This is a genomic window from Gottfriedia acidiceleris (assembly GCF_004138285.1).
In the GTDB taxonomy this organism is placed as follows: domain Bacteria; phylum Bacillota; class Bacilli; order Bacillales; family Bacillaceae_G; genus Gottfriedia; species Gottfriedia acidiceleris_A.
In genome coordinates, this window is sequence record NZ_SCFN01000005.1 from 530103 (window position 1) to 545180 (window position 15078).

Below are 15078 nucleotides of genomic sequence, written 5' to 3' on the forward strand. Positions count from 1 at the left end.
GATTCAATGATAAATCAATGGAAACTTTTTTTAGCTTTTTTTAGAGTAGGAATGCTAGGTTACGGGGGAGGTCCTTCTTCTATACCACTAATCCATACAGAGGTTGTTGACAAGTATAAATGGTTAAATAAGGATGACTTTTCAGATGTACTAGCAATCGCAAATGCTCTTCCAGGACCAATAGCAACAAAGCTTGCAGGATATGTAGGTTGGAGAACAGGTGGCGTAGTAGGTATGTTAAATGCCATTATCGCAACAACTCTACCGACTGTTTTCCTACTTATGCTACTATTATCAACACTAAATCACTTTAAAGGTGTTGCCTGGGTACAAGGTATGTCGAATGCAGTTGTTCCAGTAGTGGGAGTTATGTTAGCAACTTTAACATGGGAATTTATTGAGAAATCGAAAGAATCTCTTGGCTGGAAAATCACTAGTTTGATCGTGGTTGCTAGTTTTATCCTTTTATATTTTTTAAATGTACATCCTGCTATCTTAATTGGATGCTTAGTTGGATATGCCTTTTTCTCAAAAAGTAAAAATGAAAAGAAGAAGAAGGTGAAGGCATCATGATTTATTGGAAAATATTTTTAGCATTTTTCTTACCAGGCATTTTCGGATACGGAGGAGGACCAGCTTCGATCCCTCTTATTGAGAATGAAGTTGTTGATAAGTACGGATGGTTAACTTCAGTTGAATTTAGTAACGTACTTGCACTTGGCAATGCCCTCCCAGGCCCAATTGCTACAAAGATGGCCGGATATATCGGATACGTTGAGGGAGGCATATTTGGTTCCTTTGTAGGATTATTTGCAACAATCGCACCCTCTCTAATCTTGATGATTGCTTTATTAAGTATATTAATGAAGCATAAAAATTCACCAAAAGTCAAAAAGATGACTTCACTAGTTAGGCCTTTAATCGCCGTTTTACTTGGCATTATGGCCTTTGACTTTTTTAACGATTCATATAATGGGGTAGGCGTTACGCAAACAATTATTATTAGTGTACTTTCCTTATTATTTTTAGAACGTTGGAAAATTCACCCCGCATATGTAATCGGAGGGGCTCTTGTTTATGGTGCAGTATTTTTATCTTAAATAATGAACAACTTTTTTAATTCAATCGAAACATTATTGAAGCAATGCCATTATGGGGTTGCCTTCAGTAATGTTTTTTTCGTTAAATAGCCCGGAACTAAAGAAGTAATAAAGTTTGGCAGCGGAGAAGAAAACTCGACGAAGTTGCCAATTTTAAGAATTAAGTATAAGTGCAACTACGCCTCTGTCTTCGCCTAAAGGCTCGCCAATCAGCGAGTTTTCTTTAGCAAAAAATATAACTTTAACAGTAAATGTGAATGATGTCACAAAATAGACAATTTATAGACACGAATTAGACAAATAAGATTAAGTCAAAAACCCCTTTGGAAAAGTAAACTAGAAGTAACAAGAGGTACCATTGAATGGTTCTCTGGAATTTACTTAATGAATTATTTGTGAAAAAATGTTCAAAGTTTTGCTCGGGCTTAATGAAAATTTTTTTGAAATGATCTTTATCCTAAGGGGGATGTACTGTGAGTGTGTTAGAGCTTGCAAGAATACAATTTGGTTCCACTACGATTTTCCATTTTTTATTTGTACCACTTTCAATAGGTTTAGTATTTATGGTAGCAATTATGGAAACATTGTATGTTTTTCGAAATAACGAGGCATATAAAAAGTTAACAAAATTCTTTGGGCACTTATTTTTAATTAATTTTGCAGTTGGTGTTGTGACAGGTATTATTCAAGAGTTTCAATTTGGTATGAACTGGTCTGAATATTCCCGGTTTGTAGGAGATGTATTTGGAGCACCACTTGCAATTGAGGCACTTTTAGCATTTTTTATGGAATCTACATTTTTAGGAATATGGATATTTGGTTGGGAAAGACTTAATAAAAAAATTCATTTAATGTGTATTTGGTTAGTTGCTTTCGGAACTTTAATGTCTGCATTTTGGATTTTAGCAGCCAATTCTTTTATGCAGGAGCCAGTTGGCTTTGCGATTAAAAATGGTCGCGCAGAAATGACCGACTTTTTAGCAATCATTACAAATCCACAACTTAAAGTTGAGTTTCCTCACACAATTGCTGGAGCATTAGCAACTGGAGCGTTATTTGTTGCTGGTGTAAGTGCGTATAAAATCTTAAAAAAACAGGAAACGGAATTATTTAAAAAAGCGTTTAATCTTGCAATGGTGTTCGCTCTAATTGCAGGAATTGGTGTTGCATTTAGCGGACATTCTCAAGCGAAGCATTTAATGAAAACACAGCCGATGAAAATGGCTGCAAGTGAAGGGTTATGGGATGATAGCGGAGACCCTGCAAGCTGGATGATCTTTGGTCTGATTGATTCGAAAAAGAAAGAAAATAAATATGAGGTAGAAGTACCATATTTATTAAGTTATCTAGCTTATGAGAAGTTTGAAGGTAAAGTACCTGGTATGAATACATTACAAAAACAATATGAAAAATTATATGGTCCTGGAAATTATATTCCACCAGTTAATACGACTTTCTGGAGCTTTAGAATTATGGCAGGAGCAGGAATGGTCATGATTTTAATGGCGATGCTAGGTTTATATTTTAGTTATCGTAAAAAATTAGAATCAAAAAATCTATTCTTAAAGGCATCAATTTTACTAATTTCTTTACCGTTCATTGCAAATACAGCTGGATGGGTTATGACGGAAATAGGTCGCCAACCATGGACTGTATTCGGTTTAATGACTACTGCTGCATCTGTATCACCAAATGTTTCAAAAGGATCACTCATTTTTTCAATCACAACTTTTACAACAATGTATGCAATTTTAGCAGTTGTTTTAGTTTACTTGTTTGTGAAAGAAATTAAAAAAGGAACACACCATGTTGAAAAGGAACAGGTTCCTACGGTCGATCCGTTTGAAAGGGAGGTTACCATCGTATGATTGAGTTAAATGAATTATGGTTTTTACTCGTAGCAGTTTTATTTATAGGGTTCTTCTTCTTAGAAGGCTTCGATTTTGGTGTAGGTATATCTACAAAGCTACTAGCCAAAAATGATACTGAAAGAAGAATTTTAATAAACACAATTGGACCGTTTTGGGACGCAAATGAAGTGTGGTTATTAACTGCAGGTGGAGCAATTTTTGCAGCATTCCCAAATTGGTATGCAACGATGTTTAGTGGATACTATATTCCGTTTGTATTTGTATTAATGGCATTAATCGGACGTGGTGTTGCTTTTGAATTTAGAGGCAAAGTTGAAAAGGCAAAATGGGCAAAAGCTTGGGATTGGGTAATTTTCTTCGGTAGTTTATTACCACCATTTTTATTCGGAGTATTATTCTCAAGCATCCTTAGGGGGATGCCAATTGATCAAAATATGAATATATCTGCAGGTTTTTCAGATTACGTTAATTTATTCACCGTAGTTGGGGGTGTAACTGTTACATTATTATGCCTATTACACGGATTAATGTTTTTAACATTAAAAACCGTAGGAGATTTAAGAAATCGTGCACGTTCTCTAGCACGTTTAGTAATCATACCAGTATTCCTTTTCTTAGTTGCATTTACTGGCATGGCATTTTTTGAAACGGATATGTTTAAAGTAAAAGCACAAATAACAGTTCCATTAATTTTATTAATCGTAGTAAGTTATATACTTGCTACACTATTCATTTTTAAGAAAAGAGATGGCTGGTCATTTACTATGACAGGCCTTGGTATTGTACTAACAGTCGGGACAATGTTTACTTCACTATTCCCAAGAGTCATGATTAGTTCGATCAAAAGTACGTATGACTTAACTGTTTATAATGCTTCATCTGGTCCTTATTCATTAAAAGTAATGACAATTGTTGCATGTACATTATTACCATTCGTATTGGGTTACCAAATTTGGAGTTATTATGTGTTTAGAAAAAGAGTGGATGAGAAGGATTTGACTTATTAATGGGAAAAGATCTTATTAAATATAAAGGGATAAATCGTTTATTAATGATCCTATCTTTTTTAACAATTATACAAGTAACGGCAATTATTATTCAGGCATACATGCTTTCACAAGCTATTGTCAGATTGTTTAATGGAGAAAATAGTAGCGATATTTTATACGCTACTATTTTCTTCATCCTTGCATTTATCTGTCGTTATATTATTTCGACTATAAAGCAGAAATGTTCAGAGCATTTTGCAGACATTGCTTCATCCGAAATGAAAATGAAAGTTTTAGAAAAGCTTTTTAAACTTGGACCTAGATTTGCAAGGAAATCAGGAACAGGTAATATTGTAACGCTTATTATGGAAGGAACTACACAACTAAGAAATTACCTAGAAATCGTTCCATTGAAAATGATTAACTTAGCAATTGTCTCACCAGTAATAGTAATCTATATTTTCTTTGTTGATAAGGTTTCTGCACTTATACTAATCGTAACATTTCCAATCATTATTATTTTTATGGTTTTACTCGGTTTGGCAGCTAAAAAGAAATCAAATAAACAATGGAAGGTTTACCGTTTATTATCGAATCATTTTACTGATTCATTACGTGGTCTGGAAACATTAAAGTTTCTTGGTTTAAGTAGAAAACATATAAAAAAAATAGAAAGTGTAAGTGAAAGATACAGAGAAGCAACGATGGGCACATTAAAAGTAGCTTTTTTATCATCATTTGCACTAGATTTATTCACAATGCTGTCGATCGCTACAGTTGCAGTTTTTTTAGGACTTCGTTTGATCGACGGAGTAATTTTACTAGGCCCAGCACTAACAATTTTAATTTTAGCTCCTGAATATTTTTTACCAGTTCGTGAAGTTGGAGCTGATTATCATGCTACTTTAAATGGTCAGGAAGCTGGGAAAGCAATGCAAGATATTTTAGACGAGCAAGAGTTTAAGTCTCAAGATATCACTCCGCTATCAGATTGGAATCATGAAAGCACAATTAAATTAAAAGATGTATCAGTTATACCCGAAAAAGATGGTCAAACGATTTTAAAGAATATAAATATGAGTATTAAAGGGTTTCAAAAAATTGGGATTGTTGGAGAAAGTGGTTCTGGTAAGTCAACGCTTATTGATTTAATAGGTGGATTTTTAGAGCCAGCAAATGGGACTATTCAAATTTCTGGTGAAGAGGTATCACATCTGCAAATACAAGATTGGCATAAACAGTTAATCTACATTCCACAAAGTCCTTATATTTTCTCAAAATCATTAAACGATAATATAAGCTTCTATAAACCTAATGCTACTACAGAAGAAGTTGAAAATGCAGCTGTTCAAGCTGGGTTAACTTCTTTAATAGAAGAATTACCAAAAGGATTAGAAGAAAAAATTGGTGAAGGTGGAAGAGCTTTAAGTGGCGGGCAAAGTCAACGTGTCGCGCTTGCAAGAGCATATCTAGAAAATCGCCCGATTCTTTTGTTAGACGAACCTACTAGTCATCTTGATATTGAAACTGAGTTTGAATTAAAACAAACAATGCTTCAGTTGTTTTCTAAAAAATTAGTGTTTTTAGCTACACATCGCTTACATTGGATGAAAGAAATGGATCAAATTATTGTGATGAATGAAGGTAGCATTATTGAAGTTGGTACCCATGAGGAACTATTAATGAAAAAAGGTCATTATTATCGATTAATTCATAGTTAGAAGGTAAATATATGTTAAATAAAAATGGATGGATTTTACCATATATAAAAGAAAATCGTCGTTTATTTATAGTTGTGATTTTCTTAAGTTCACTGACTATATTTGCAGCGGCTTCTCTTATGTACACTTCCGGCTATTTAATCTCTAAAGCAGCAACTAGACCTGAAAATATTTTAATGATTTATGTACCAATCGTTGCTGTACGTACTTTTGGTATTTTCAGGTCGGCTTCTAAGTATGTTGAAAGATTAGTCGGACACAATACAATTTTAAAAATCTTATCTAGAATGAGAACAAGATTATTTAGTAATCTGGAACCGTATGCACTTACGATCAATTCGAAGTTTAAAACAGGGGATATTTTAGGTCTTTTAGCAAATGACATTGAATATTTACAGGATATTTATTTAAAAACTATTTTCCCTGGAATTGCTTCATTGTTTATCTATTTTATATCGGTAGTAGCACTTGGATTCTTCTCCGTTCCATTTGCAATATTAACAGCAGTAATTTCCTTTGTTTTAATAGGTGTTCTACCGTATTTTTCATTATTAGTTGAAAAGGCGCGTACTTACAAAATAAAAAAGGAAAAGAGTCATTTATATGAAAATTTAACTGATGCAGTTATGGGAATTAGTGATTGGCTTTTTAGTGGTAAACAAAATAGCTTTATAAAACAATATAGAGAAATGGATGAATCGTTAAGAAACATCCAAAGTAAGGAAAAAAGATTTAGAAGACGGCGCGATTTAATTGCTCAATGTATTGTAGCAGTTTTAGTTTTAATGATGCTATATTGGGCTGGGAATGAAAGTTTAGCTGGAGAAATTCCAAGAACTTTTATCGCCGCATTTGTTTTAGTTTTATTTCCTTTAACAGAAGCTTTTATTCCACTATCAAATTCTCTTGGAAGTGTCCCTTTATATACTGATTCAATCAATCGTTTAGAAGAGATTAAAGAAGTGAATCGTGATCAGAAATTACCTATTGTAGAAGGTAATATTGATGATTATCGAAAAATCGAGTTTAAAAATGTATCTTTTCATTACTCGGAAAACGAAACTATTTTAAATAATGTTTCGTTTACAATTGAGGAAAACAAAAAAACTGCTTTATTAGGTCCGAGTGGTTCAGGAAAATCGACTATTCTTAAGCTAATTGAAGGAGTAGAAACTCCTATTGATGGAAGCGTTAAAATAAATAAGATCGAAAGTATAGCTTTAGGAGACAAAATTTCGAAAGTTGTATCTGTACTTAATCAAAAGCCATATTTATTTGATACTTCAGTTTTAAATAATATTCGTTTAGGAAATCCAGCAGCAAGTGACGAAGAGGTAATCGAGGTTACGAAAATGGTTGAACTGCATGATTATATAGCATCACTTCCAGAAGGCTATAATACACCTATGCAAGAAACCGGTGTAAGATTCTCAGGTGGAGAACGTCAAAGAATCGCCTTGGCCAGAATACTTCTTCAAAATACACCAATTGTTATTTTAGATGAACCAACTGTCGGATTAGATTCAATAACAGAACGAAAATTACTTCATACGATCTTTAAAGTATTAGAAGGAAAGACAGTATTATGGATCACACACCATTTAATAGGTGCAGAAATGGCGGATCAAATTCTCTTCTTAGACAAAGGTAGAATTGCTATGAAAGGCTCACATGATGAACTTTTCAAAAATGAGGACCGATATCGCAACCTTTTTGAACTAGATCGACCATTTAGAGTAAGTGAATAGATGCTAATCAAGAGTCTCTGGCTAAATTACCAGAGTCTTTTTTAGATTAATAAATACAGTTTGACTGAAAATGATTTACATGATATATTTATCTCGAATTCGAGATATCTTGAATTCAAAATAAATTTTATTAATTTATTCAGTATTCTTCAGCTATAGATTCACAAAATAAAAAAGCGTATATAGATAAATAATTTAAATGGAGGAATTAGTATGAACGGCTTAAAAGGGATCCATCATGTAACAGCAATAACTAGCAGTGCAGAAAAAAACTATGAATTTTTTACTTATGTTTTAGGGATGCGTTTAGTAAAGAAAACGGTTAATCAAGATGATATTCAAACGTACCATTTATTCTTTGCGGATGATAAAGGGAGCGCTGGAACGGACATGACATTTTTTGATTTCCCTGGAATTCAGAAAGGAGTGCATGGAACAAATGAAATTTCAAAAACATCGTTCCGAGTACCAACTGATGCAGCATTAGATTATTGGGTGAAGCGTTTTGACCGATTAGAAGTGAAACACTCAGGAATTAAAACACAGTTTGGAAAGAAAACTTTATCATTTGTTGATTTCGATGACCAGCAATATCAGTTAATTTCAGATGAGCATAATAAAGGAATTGCTTCAGGCACACCATGGCAAAAAGGACCAATCCCATTAGAATACGCAATTACAGGACTAGGACCAATTTTTATCCGAGTAGCTAATTTCGAATTCTTTAAAGAAGTAATCGAAAAAGTACTTTTATTTAAAGAAATTGACAAAGAAGGTTCATTCCACTTATTCGAAGTCGGTGAAGGAGGAAACGGAGCACAAATTATCGCAGAACATAACGAAATATTACCACAAGCTTACCAAGGCTTTGGTACTGTTCACCATGTAGCATTCCGTGTAGAAGATACGTCTGTTTTAAAAGAATGGATTAAACGTCTAGATTCATTTAGATTACCAAACTCTGGCTATGTAGATCGTCATTTCTTTGAATCATTATACGCAAGAGTTGCGCCACAGATTTTATTTGAATTTGCTACAGACGGACCTGGATTTATGGGAGACGAACCTTACGAAACACTTGGTGAAAAACTATCATTACCTCCTTTCTTAGAACCAAAACGTGACGAAATTGAAGGAATGGTTCGTCAGATTGATACTGTTAGAAGTACGAAGGAATTTGTGAAGGAATAATGTCAGAAAGCACTCACTTTTGAAAGTGAGTGTTTTTTTGTTTGTTGAATTGACGAAATACAAACAAAATATGTGCTTTATTCATATATTGTGAACTTAGTTGAGAAAAAGACTATTTTATTAATAAACCGTAAGTTTTCGTTGATAAATATATAAAACTTTATAGCTCAAGAATTTGTCCGATCTCTAATTTAAACTCTTCTATTACCCCAACTGGAAGCTCCAATACAGAATATGCATCAGAAACTGGTGCAACAAATTTCCATGGCTGAAGATTGTTAATTAGTTTTACGATTTGTTTATTTTTATTTAAAAAAACGACGTCAATTGGAAAATTCATAAAACACATATGGATTGAATTGCATGGGATAATCCAAAGACCTTCTTGATTTAGTGGTTTTTTTCGAAACATTAGACCTTTAAGTCTAGAAGTGAATTTATCTGCTTTTTTTATAGTATATGGAATTGTTCTATTTAAGTCTCTATTAGAAGCCTTTAACATACTTCACACTCATTTCTTAATAATTAATATATTTAAAGTAAGTATAGTAGAGTCTTATTTTGTTCTCAATACGAGAAAATGGTAAAAAATGTTAAGTTTTACATGTTCTACCAATATTTTTTCGCTTGTTTTACAAAATCCCCCAAATTGTAACATTGATGAATCACTGGGAAATATGGGGAATTTGAAACAACTAAATGGAAAATGTGTCTAAATCCCCATATTTTTTCATGAAAAACGTACAAATTCCCCCAATACAGTATTTGTTAAAATTCGATTAAACTAAGAATGTAAACATAATATTACGAATATTACGAATTATACAATTAAAATGTAATAGAAAATAACTGTTTGTTAAAATTCAGAATCATTTGATAATACGGGGGATTAAGATGCTATCGGTATTTAAGAGCCTAGCTGTAAAAGAAGAGGGACAAGCGTTGGTAGAGTATAGTCTTGTTTTTCTCGGAGCTGTAAGTGTATTTATAGTAATAGTTGGTCTATTAGGAAAGGAAATAAGTGATTTAGTTCTTCCTTTATTCGAAATGATTAAGTGATCAGTTATATGAAACTATTAATTAAATTGTTTGATGATGAGGAAGCATATTTTTTGGTATCAGGTAGTCAGAGAGATGTACTAGAAATGCTAGCAAGTCTTTGAGTCTACTTAAAATACATAAATTTATAAACAACTGGAGGAATTAAGAATGTTAAACAAAATCAAGAATTTTGTAGTTGCAGAAGAAGGACAAGGTTTATCTGAGTATGGATTACTTTTAGCTGGTATTGTTGTGGTAGTTATTGCTGCTGTAGCGGTATTAGGAGATGGGATTAGTGAATTTTTAGGAAACGTTATAGAGGATCTTAAATCAGGTACAACTTCAGGTAAAACTTCTTAAAATTACGTTTGACTTACCAATTATTTATTAATAAAAAATATGAGATTTCTTAAGCCCTACTTGTAAATAGTAGGGCTCTCATTCTATTAAAAGCAGAGGTAGATTTATGTTTGTAGATACTATTCTTGTAATAACATTATTAATTTCACTAATTACTGATATTCAAAAAAGAAAAATTTTGAATATCGTCACTCTTCCTGCAATCCTAATTGGTTTTATCTATTATACTGCAACTCTCGGATGGGAAGGATTTCTTTTCAGTGGAAAAGGGTTTCTAACCGGGGCAGCTTTCCTTTTTATCCCCTACCTTTTAGGTGGTATGGGAGCAGGAGATGTAAAATTAATGGCAGCGATTGGAGCATTAACAGGCGCAATGTTTACATTTTACTCTTTTATCTATATAGCTTTAATTGGTGGAATCATTTCTTTAGTTTTAATTATGAAGAATAGAGGAATTTGGAACTCAATTAAGTCATTCTTTTTTGAAATGTTTTACTTAAGAAGCAATCTTGGATCAGTAATTCTTAACGCAAATAAGCAATCAAGTATTTCTTTCCCTTACGGTGTAGCGATTGCACTAGGAACAGTATGTGAGATTATTTTGGGAGTGATGAAATGAGGTCAGAAAAGGGTCAATCGCTAGTAGAATTTGCATTAATTCTTCCTCTTCTAGCAATGCTTTTACTTGGCATGCTAGATTTCGGACGGATTTTTCATGCGTACTTAGCCTTAGATCACGCAGGTCGCGAAGCTGCAAGAGCAGCAAGTATAGGTAAGGACGATGCAACAATTAAAAGTGTTGCTGTTAATGATGCGAGCAGTATCAAATTAACAACAGATAAGATCTCGATTAGTCCAAGTACCCGTTCTTCTGGTAGCAATGTAACGATTACTATTTCTTATCCAGTAGATTTTTTGACACCTGTTATAGGCCAGATTGTTGGTAAGTTAGATTTAAAAAGTACCACTGTTATGAGGGTGGAATAAATGAAAAAGTTACTTAATTTAATAGAAAATCAAAATGGTGCCACGGTTGTATTAGTAGGTTTATTAATGGTGTTTTTACTAGGCATAACTGCTCTTGTAATAGACGGAGGAAGATTATATTCCGAAAAGAGCAAACTTCAGAAAGCCGTTGATGCTGCTGTTTTAGGCGGCGGCCAAGTACTAGTAAACAGTCAATCACAGGCAAAATCGGTAGCAAAGGATTTATCACAAAAAAATACATATTCGCTTACAGACAGTGATTTAGAAGTTACAAGTAGTTATATAAAAGTGTCAAAAAAAGTATCAGTACCAATGACCTTTGCAAAAGTTTTAGGAGTTAAAACTGTGGATGTAAGTGCATCCGCAAAGGTGATCGTAGGACCGTTAAAAGCAGGGAAAGATATTTCTCCTATTGCAGTTGAAAAAAGTGCCATTCCAAATGGAACACAGCTAAAGTGTGATAATACAGGTAATAATACTGGAAATTGTGGCTACCTCGATTTTAATGGTAGTGGAGCAAACGGGTTGGCTGATGCAATTAAAAATGGTAGCGATGTATCAATTAACAGTGATTATGCTGTTACTGAAACTGGTCAAAAATGGGGACCTGTAAAAGATGCTTTTCAGTTTTTAATTGATAGTGATGCTAATAAACCTCAATGTCAGAGTGCTGCTACCGCCGATCAAACTTGTAAACGAGTTCTCTTTGTTGCAGTTATTGATTCATGGAAAGATGCATCTGGGAAAAGTACTGTCAAAATAGTCGGTTTGGCAGCGTATTGGTTAGAAAGTGTAACTGGTAATAAGGAACTAAAAGGTCAGTTTATTAAAATGGTAGGTCCAGGAGAAATAGGAAGTATCGGTATTGGTGAATACAATTTGTACGGCGTAAAGCTTGTTGAATAACAATTAATTTGTCATCTTTTTAGGGGGAACTATGAACACGAAAAGAATTTGGATTTACTCTTTAATATTTGGACTTTTAACTGCATTAGTACTATATATTGCAGTTTTCTCAAACACGGCAACTCCAACAACTGTTAAAGAGACTAAAAAGCCAGTAGTAAAAGCTAATATACAAACCGCAAAAGCGACAGAAAAGAAAATACAAAAAAGAGAAATAAAAAATGAAATGATTCCTGTAAGTGAAGGAAAGAGAGCCATTTCATTAAAAGTAGATCTAGAACAAGGGATTTCAGGATATGTTGAGCCTAATTCGATGGTCGATATCATTGCTTATGAAACGAATATTGATCAAAAAACTAAGAAGGAATTTCGTTCAGCTATTCTGGGTTTTCAAAACATAAAAGTATTAGCATCTGGTAAAGCATCGGATAGTAATGACGAAGCACTTAATTATGAAACAATTACGGTAGAAGTTACTCCAGAACAAGGATTAGAACTAAGTTTGGCCTCAAAGGACAAGAACGGTTTTTACTTTATGCTTCGTAATGTAAAAGATAACAAAGAAGAGACAAAGGATGTCCGTGTAACGAGGGAAGTAGTGAAAGGTGAGGATGAGTAATGGAGATTAATTGGTACTATTTTTCCGATACCAACACTCCACCAGGAGAAATTGATGAGATTCTTAAGCGAAAGAATTATTCCCTAAAAAGTGCTTTGAGATTAGAAGATTTACATCAGCACCTAATCCAAAATGATAATGCAGTTCTTTTTATTAAAGCGATCACGGTTTATAACGTATATGATCTTTGTAGAGAAATTTCTGTAATGTATCCCCATGTTTATATTGTTCTTATTTCTCCAGATAATATGGAAAATATAAAGAAGGCTATGCATGTCGGAGCCTCAGATATTTTACGAACTTCATATGAATTTGAAGATTTGCTTAAGGTAGTTGTTCAAGCCGAGAAATATATGACTCATCGCGCGAAAAAAGAAAATACATATTCTTTGAATCTACTAAAAAGCGACAGTAAAGTTATTTCGATTTGTAGTACAAAAGGCGGCGCCGGTCGTACAACAATGACTGTAAATTTGGCGGCTGCTTTTGCGAAGCAAGGAAAAAAAGTCGCTGTGATCGACTCAGACCTCCAGTTTGGCGATATTGCAATGTATTATGATTTGAAGCCAAAGCGAACAATTTATGAGTGGGTTAAAGAAGGATACGGATATAATCATAATTCGATTGATCAATATATGGTAAAACATGATTGCGGTGTATATGTATTAGCGGCACCACCTCGTCCTGAGTTTTTTGAAATCATCAAAGAGGAGCATATTAAAGCAGTAATTGATGAATGTAAAAAATTGTTTGATGTTGTTTTAATTGATACTTCAGCTTATTTATCTGAGATTCATTTGAGCTGTTTGAAAAAGTCTGACGATATTTTATTGCTGACATCGAATGATTTACCAACACTGCGAAATAGCAAGTTATATATTGACACACTGGAATCTTTAAATTTAAAGGGAAACATGAAGCTCATTTTATATCGAGGGACAAAGATAAAGACATTAGAACCGAAAAAGATAGAAGAAATCTTAGGGAATCCTATTTTCACTACAATTCCAAGTCAGGATCAGATTGTATATTCTTCGGTAAATCAAGGTACTCCATTTGTCTTAACTCATGCTAAAACTCCAGTTGCAAAGGCGATTCTCTCTTTAACAGATAAACTAATCTTTGATGACGGTAAAAGTGTAGAAGAGAAGAAAAAAAATAATCGTAAGTTCTCATTAAGAAGATAGAAGGTTGGGAAGTATCATGTCATTGTTTAAACGATTTAGTGATGAAGGAAATAATGATTCTAGTAAGGCTCAAATTAATTCTCCTGTAATCTTAAAAACTAAAGAATTTTGGGATATGGAATCAATTTTACATAATTACTTAGTCGAAGAGCTTAAGAAATTTAATAGCACGGATATCGAAGAAGAGAAGAAGAAAATTCAGCAATTAGGTGAAACCTTTTTGGAACTAGAAGGAGCACGTTTCACATTTGAGGAGAAAAAAGAGCTTTTAACCTTTGTTGAACATGAACTTTTGGCATTTGGCCCAATCACTCCTTTGCTTGAGGATTCTCGTATTTCAGAAATCATGGTAAATAGCCCTAATGAGATCTACTTTGAGCAAAAAGGTAAACTTTATAAGTCAAACGCAGAATTTCGGGATAATCAACATGTTATTCGAGTAATTGAAAGGATTGTATCTCCTATTGGCAGACGTGTAGATGAAAGTTCACCAATGGTTGATGCACGTTTGCCAGATGGTTCTCGTGTAAATGCGATAATACCTCCGCTTTCATTGAAAGGCCCAAGCTTAACAATTCGTAAATTTTCAGATACGCCTTTTCAAGTGGAAGATTTAATTCGATTCGGTACATTGGACGAGAAGATGGCGAAGTTCTTGGATGCATGTGTAAAATCCCGTTTAAATATTTTTATTAGTGGCGGTACTGGATCGGGAAAAACAACATCCTTAAATGTGTTATCATCATTTATTCCAAATGATGAGCGCATTGTAACAATAGAGGATGCGGCAGAATTAAAACTATCACAAGATCATATTGTTTCTTTAGAATCTCGACCGCCTAATATAGAAGGGAAAGGTCAAATAACAATACGAGATTTAGTCCGAAACTCTCTACGTATGCGTCCAGATCGAATTGTTGTCGGTGAGGTTCGTGGTGCAGAAGCGCTAGACATGCTACAAGCAATGAATACTGGTCACGATGGCAGCTTGAGTACTGGCCATGCGAACTCTCCAAGAGATATTCTATCCCGATTAGAAACAATGGTATTGATGGCTGGATTTGACTTGCCAGTACGAGCAATTCGTGAGCAAATTGCAAGTGCAATTGATCTTATCGTACAACAATCACGTATGAAAGATGGTACGAGAAAAATCACTCATATAACAGAAGTAATAGGAATGGAAGGAGATACAATCGTCCTTCAAGATTTATACGTATTCCGTGAGTCTGGCAGAAGTAATGACGGTTTATTTGAAGGAAAGTTTGTCTCGACCGGAATTCGTCCAAAAGTAGGAGAGCAATTAGAATTAAACGGATTTGAGCTACCTGCTTCAATGTTTATTGGAGAGTGGTAAT

General features: G+C 33.8%; 16 protein-coding genes. 15 read left to right on the forward strand and 1 reads right to left on the reverse strand.

Features of this window, described 5'->3' with window-relative positions; genetic code table 11:
- Positions 1 to 9: 9 nt before the first annotated feature.
- From EP747_RS11095 to EP747_RS11125, 7 genes are all read left to right on the forward strand, one after another.
- The gene (locus EP747_RS11095; RefSeq protein WP_069034998.1) at positions 10 to 573 is read left to right on the forward strand and encodes a chromate transporter; all 564 of its coding nucleotides are present in this window, start codon (positions 10 to 12) and stop codon (positions 571 to 573) included.
- Positions 570 to 1100: a chromate transporter gene (locus EP747_RS11100; RefSeq protein ID WP_129689919.1), complete on the forward strand. Its 531-nt coding sequence runs from the start codon at positions 570 to 572 to the stop codon at positions 1098 to 1100. The genes EP747_RS11095 and EP747_RS11100 overlap by 4 nt, the downstream gene beginning before the upstream one ends.
- Before the next feature lie 473 nt (positions 1101 to 1573).
- Entirely contained in the window at positions 1574 to 2968 is a 1395-nt protein-coding gene (locus EP747_RS11105) for a cytochrome ubiquinol oxidase subunit I (protein WP_129689920.1), read from the forward strand.
- Entirely contained in the window at positions 2965 to 3978 is a 1014-nt protein-coding gene (gene cydB, locus EP747_RS11110; RefSeq protein WP_129689921.1) for a cytochrome d ubiquinol oxidase subunit II, read from the forward strand. Before EP747_RS11105 ends, cydB begins: the two co-directional genes overlap by 4 nt.
- Entirely contained in the window at positions 3978 to 5681 is a 1704-nt protein-coding gene (cydD, locus tag EP747_RS11115; protein ID WP_129689922.1) for a thiol reductant ABC exporter subunit CydD, read from the forward strand. The genes cydB and cydD overlap by 1 nt, the downstream gene beginning before the upstream one ends.
- A gap of 11 nt (positions 5682 to 5692) precedes the next feature.
- Entirely contained in the window at positions 5693 to 7429 is a 1737-nt protein-coding gene (gene cydC / locus EP747_RS11120) for a thiol reductant ABC exporter subunit CydC (RefSeq protein ID WP_129689923.1), read from the forward strand.
- Positions 7430 to 7642: 213 nt separating this feature from the next.
- Positions 7643 to 8620 (forward strand): ring-cleaving dioxygenase, encoded by a 978-nt coding sequence (locus EP747_RS11125; RefSeq protein ID WP_129689924.1) that lies wholly within the window; start codon positions 7643 to 7645, stop codon positions 8618 to 8620.
- Positions 8621 to 8780: 160 nt separating this feature from the next.
- On the opposite strand, the gene EP747_RS11130 is transcribed toward EP747_RS11125, so the two are convergent.
- Positions 8781 to 9122, reverse strand: a complete 342-nt coding sequence (locus EP747_RS11130) for a DUF192 domain-containing protein (RefSeq protein ID WP_129689925.1) — start codon at positions 9120 to 9122, stop codon at positions 8781 to 8783.
- A 392-nt stretch (positions 9123 to 9514) separates the two neighbouring features.
- Here EP747_RS11130 and EP747_RS11135 point away from each other — a divergent pair, with 392 nt between their 5' ends.
- The 8 genes from EP747_RS11135 to EP747_RS11170 all read left to right on the forward strand — a co-directional run bounded on the left by EP747_RS11135 (position 9515) and on the right by EP747_RS11170 (position 15077).
- Entirely contained in the window at positions 9515 to 9679 is a 165-nt protein-coding gene (locus EP747_RS11135) for a Flp family type IVb pilin (protein ID WP_129689926.1), read from the forward strand.
- A gap of 150 nt (positions 9680 to 9829) precedes the next feature.
- A complete protein-coding gene (locus tag EP747_RS11140) occupies positions 9830 to 10021 on the forward strand; it encodes a Flp family type IVb pilin (protein ID WP_129689927.1) in 192 nt (63 codons plus the stop codon).
- 106 nt (positions 10022 to 10127) lie between these two features.
- On the forward strand, positions 10128 to 10640 hold the full coding sequence (locus tag EP747_RS11145; RefSeq protein ID WP_129689928.1) for an A24 family peptidase: 513 nt from the start codon (positions 10128 to 10130) through the stop codon (positions 10638 to 10640).
- Complete coding sequence (locus tag EP747_RS11150; protein ID WP_129689929.1) at positions 10637 to 11008, forward strand: TadE/TadG family type IV pilus assembly protein; 372 nt, start codon at positions 10637 to 10639, stop codon at positions 11006 to 11008. The genes EP747_RS11145 and EP747_RS11150 overlap by 4 nt, the downstream gene beginning before the upstream one ends.
- A complete protein-coding gene (locus EP747_RS11155; protein ID WP_129689930.1) occupies positions 11009 to 11914 on the forward strand; it encodes a TadE/TadG family type IV pilus assembly protein in 906 nt (301 codons plus the stop codon). It abuts the gene before it with no gap.
- Between the two features lie 31 nt (positions 11915 to 11945).
- Positions 11946 to 12533 carry a Flp pilus assembly protein CpaB gene (gene cpaB / locus EP747_RS11160; RefSeq protein WP_129689931.1) on the forward strand — a complete coding sequence of 196 codons (588 nt, stop codon included), beginning with the start codon at positions 11946 to 11948 and terminating at the stop codon, positions 12531 to 12533.
- Positions 12533 to 13720 (forward strand): AAA family ATPase, encoded by a 1188-nt coding sequence (locus tag EP747_RS11165; protein WP_129689932.1) that lies wholly within the window; start codon positions 12533 to 12535, stop codon positions 13718 to 13720. The genes cpaB and EP747_RS11165 overlap by 1 nt, the downstream gene beginning before the upstream one ends.
- A gap of 16 nt (positions 13721 to 13736) precedes the next feature.
- A complete protein-coding gene (locus EP747_RS11170) occupies positions 13737 to 15077 on the forward strand; it encodes a CpaF family protein (protein WP_129689933.1) in 1341 nt (446 codons plus the stop codon).
- Position 15078 lies beyond the last annotated feature (1 nt).

What these genes read in the sequence shown, in the direction of transcription:
- EP747_RS11135 (WP_129689926.1), top strand. Translation starts at nt 9,515, where the DNA reads ATGCTATCGGTATTTAAGAGCCTAGCTGTAAAAGAAGAGGGACAAGCG.
- EP747_RS11170 (WP_129689933.1), top strand. Translation starts at nt 13,737, where the DNA reads ATGTCATTGTTTAAACGATTTAGTGATGAAGGAAATAATGATTCTAGT.
- EP747_RS11145 (WP_129689928.1), top strand. Translation starts at nt 10,128, where the DNA reads ATGTTTGTAGATACTATTCTTGTAATAACATTATTAATTTCACTAATT.
- cydD (WP_129689922.1), top strand. Translation starts at nt 3,978, where the DNA reads ATGGGAAAAGATCTTATTAAATATAAAGGGATAAATCGTTTATTAATG.
- cydB (WP_129689921.1), top strand. Translation starts at nt 2,965, where the DNA reads ATGATTGAGTTAAATGAATTATGGTTTTTACTCGTAGCAGTTTTATTT.
- EP747_RS11100 (WP_129689919.1), top strand. Translation starts at nt 570, where the DNA reads ATGATTTATTGGAAAATATTTTTAGCATTTTTCTTACCAGGCATTTTC.
- EP747_RS11140 (WP_129689927.1), top strand. Translation starts at nt 9,830, where the DNA reads ATGTTAAACAAAATCAAGAATTTTGTAGTTGCAGAAGAAGGACAAGGT.
- cpaB (WP_129689931.1), top strand. Translation starts at nt 11,946, where the DNA reads ATGAACACGAAAAGAATTTGGATTTACTCTTTAATATTTGGACTTTTA.
- EP747_RS11155 (WP_129689930.1), top strand. Translation starts at nt 11,009, where the DNA reads ATGAAAAAGTTACTTAATTTAATAGAAAATCAAAATGGTGCCACGGTT.
- EP747_RS11125 (WP_129689924.1), top strand. Translation starts at nt 7,643, where the DNA reads ATGAACGGCTTAAAAGGGATCCATCATGTAACAGCAATAACTAGCAGT.
- EP747_RS11130 (WP_129689925.1), bottom strand. Translation starts at nt 9,122, where the DNA reads ATGTTAAAGGCTTCTAATAGAGACTTAAATAGAACAATTCCATATACT.
- EP747_RS11150 (WP_129689929.1), top strand. Translation starts at nt 10,637, where the DNA reads ATGAGGTCAGAAAAGGGTCAATCGCTAGTAGAATTTGCATTAATTCTT.
- EP747_RS11165 (WP_129689932.1), top strand. Translation starts at nt 12,533, where the DNA reads ATGGAGATTAATTGGTACTATTTTTCCGATACCAACACTCCACCAGGA.
- cydC (WP_129689923.1), top strand. Translation starts at nt 5,693, where the DNA reads ATGTTAAATAAAAATGGATGGATTTTACCATATATAAAAGAAAATCGT.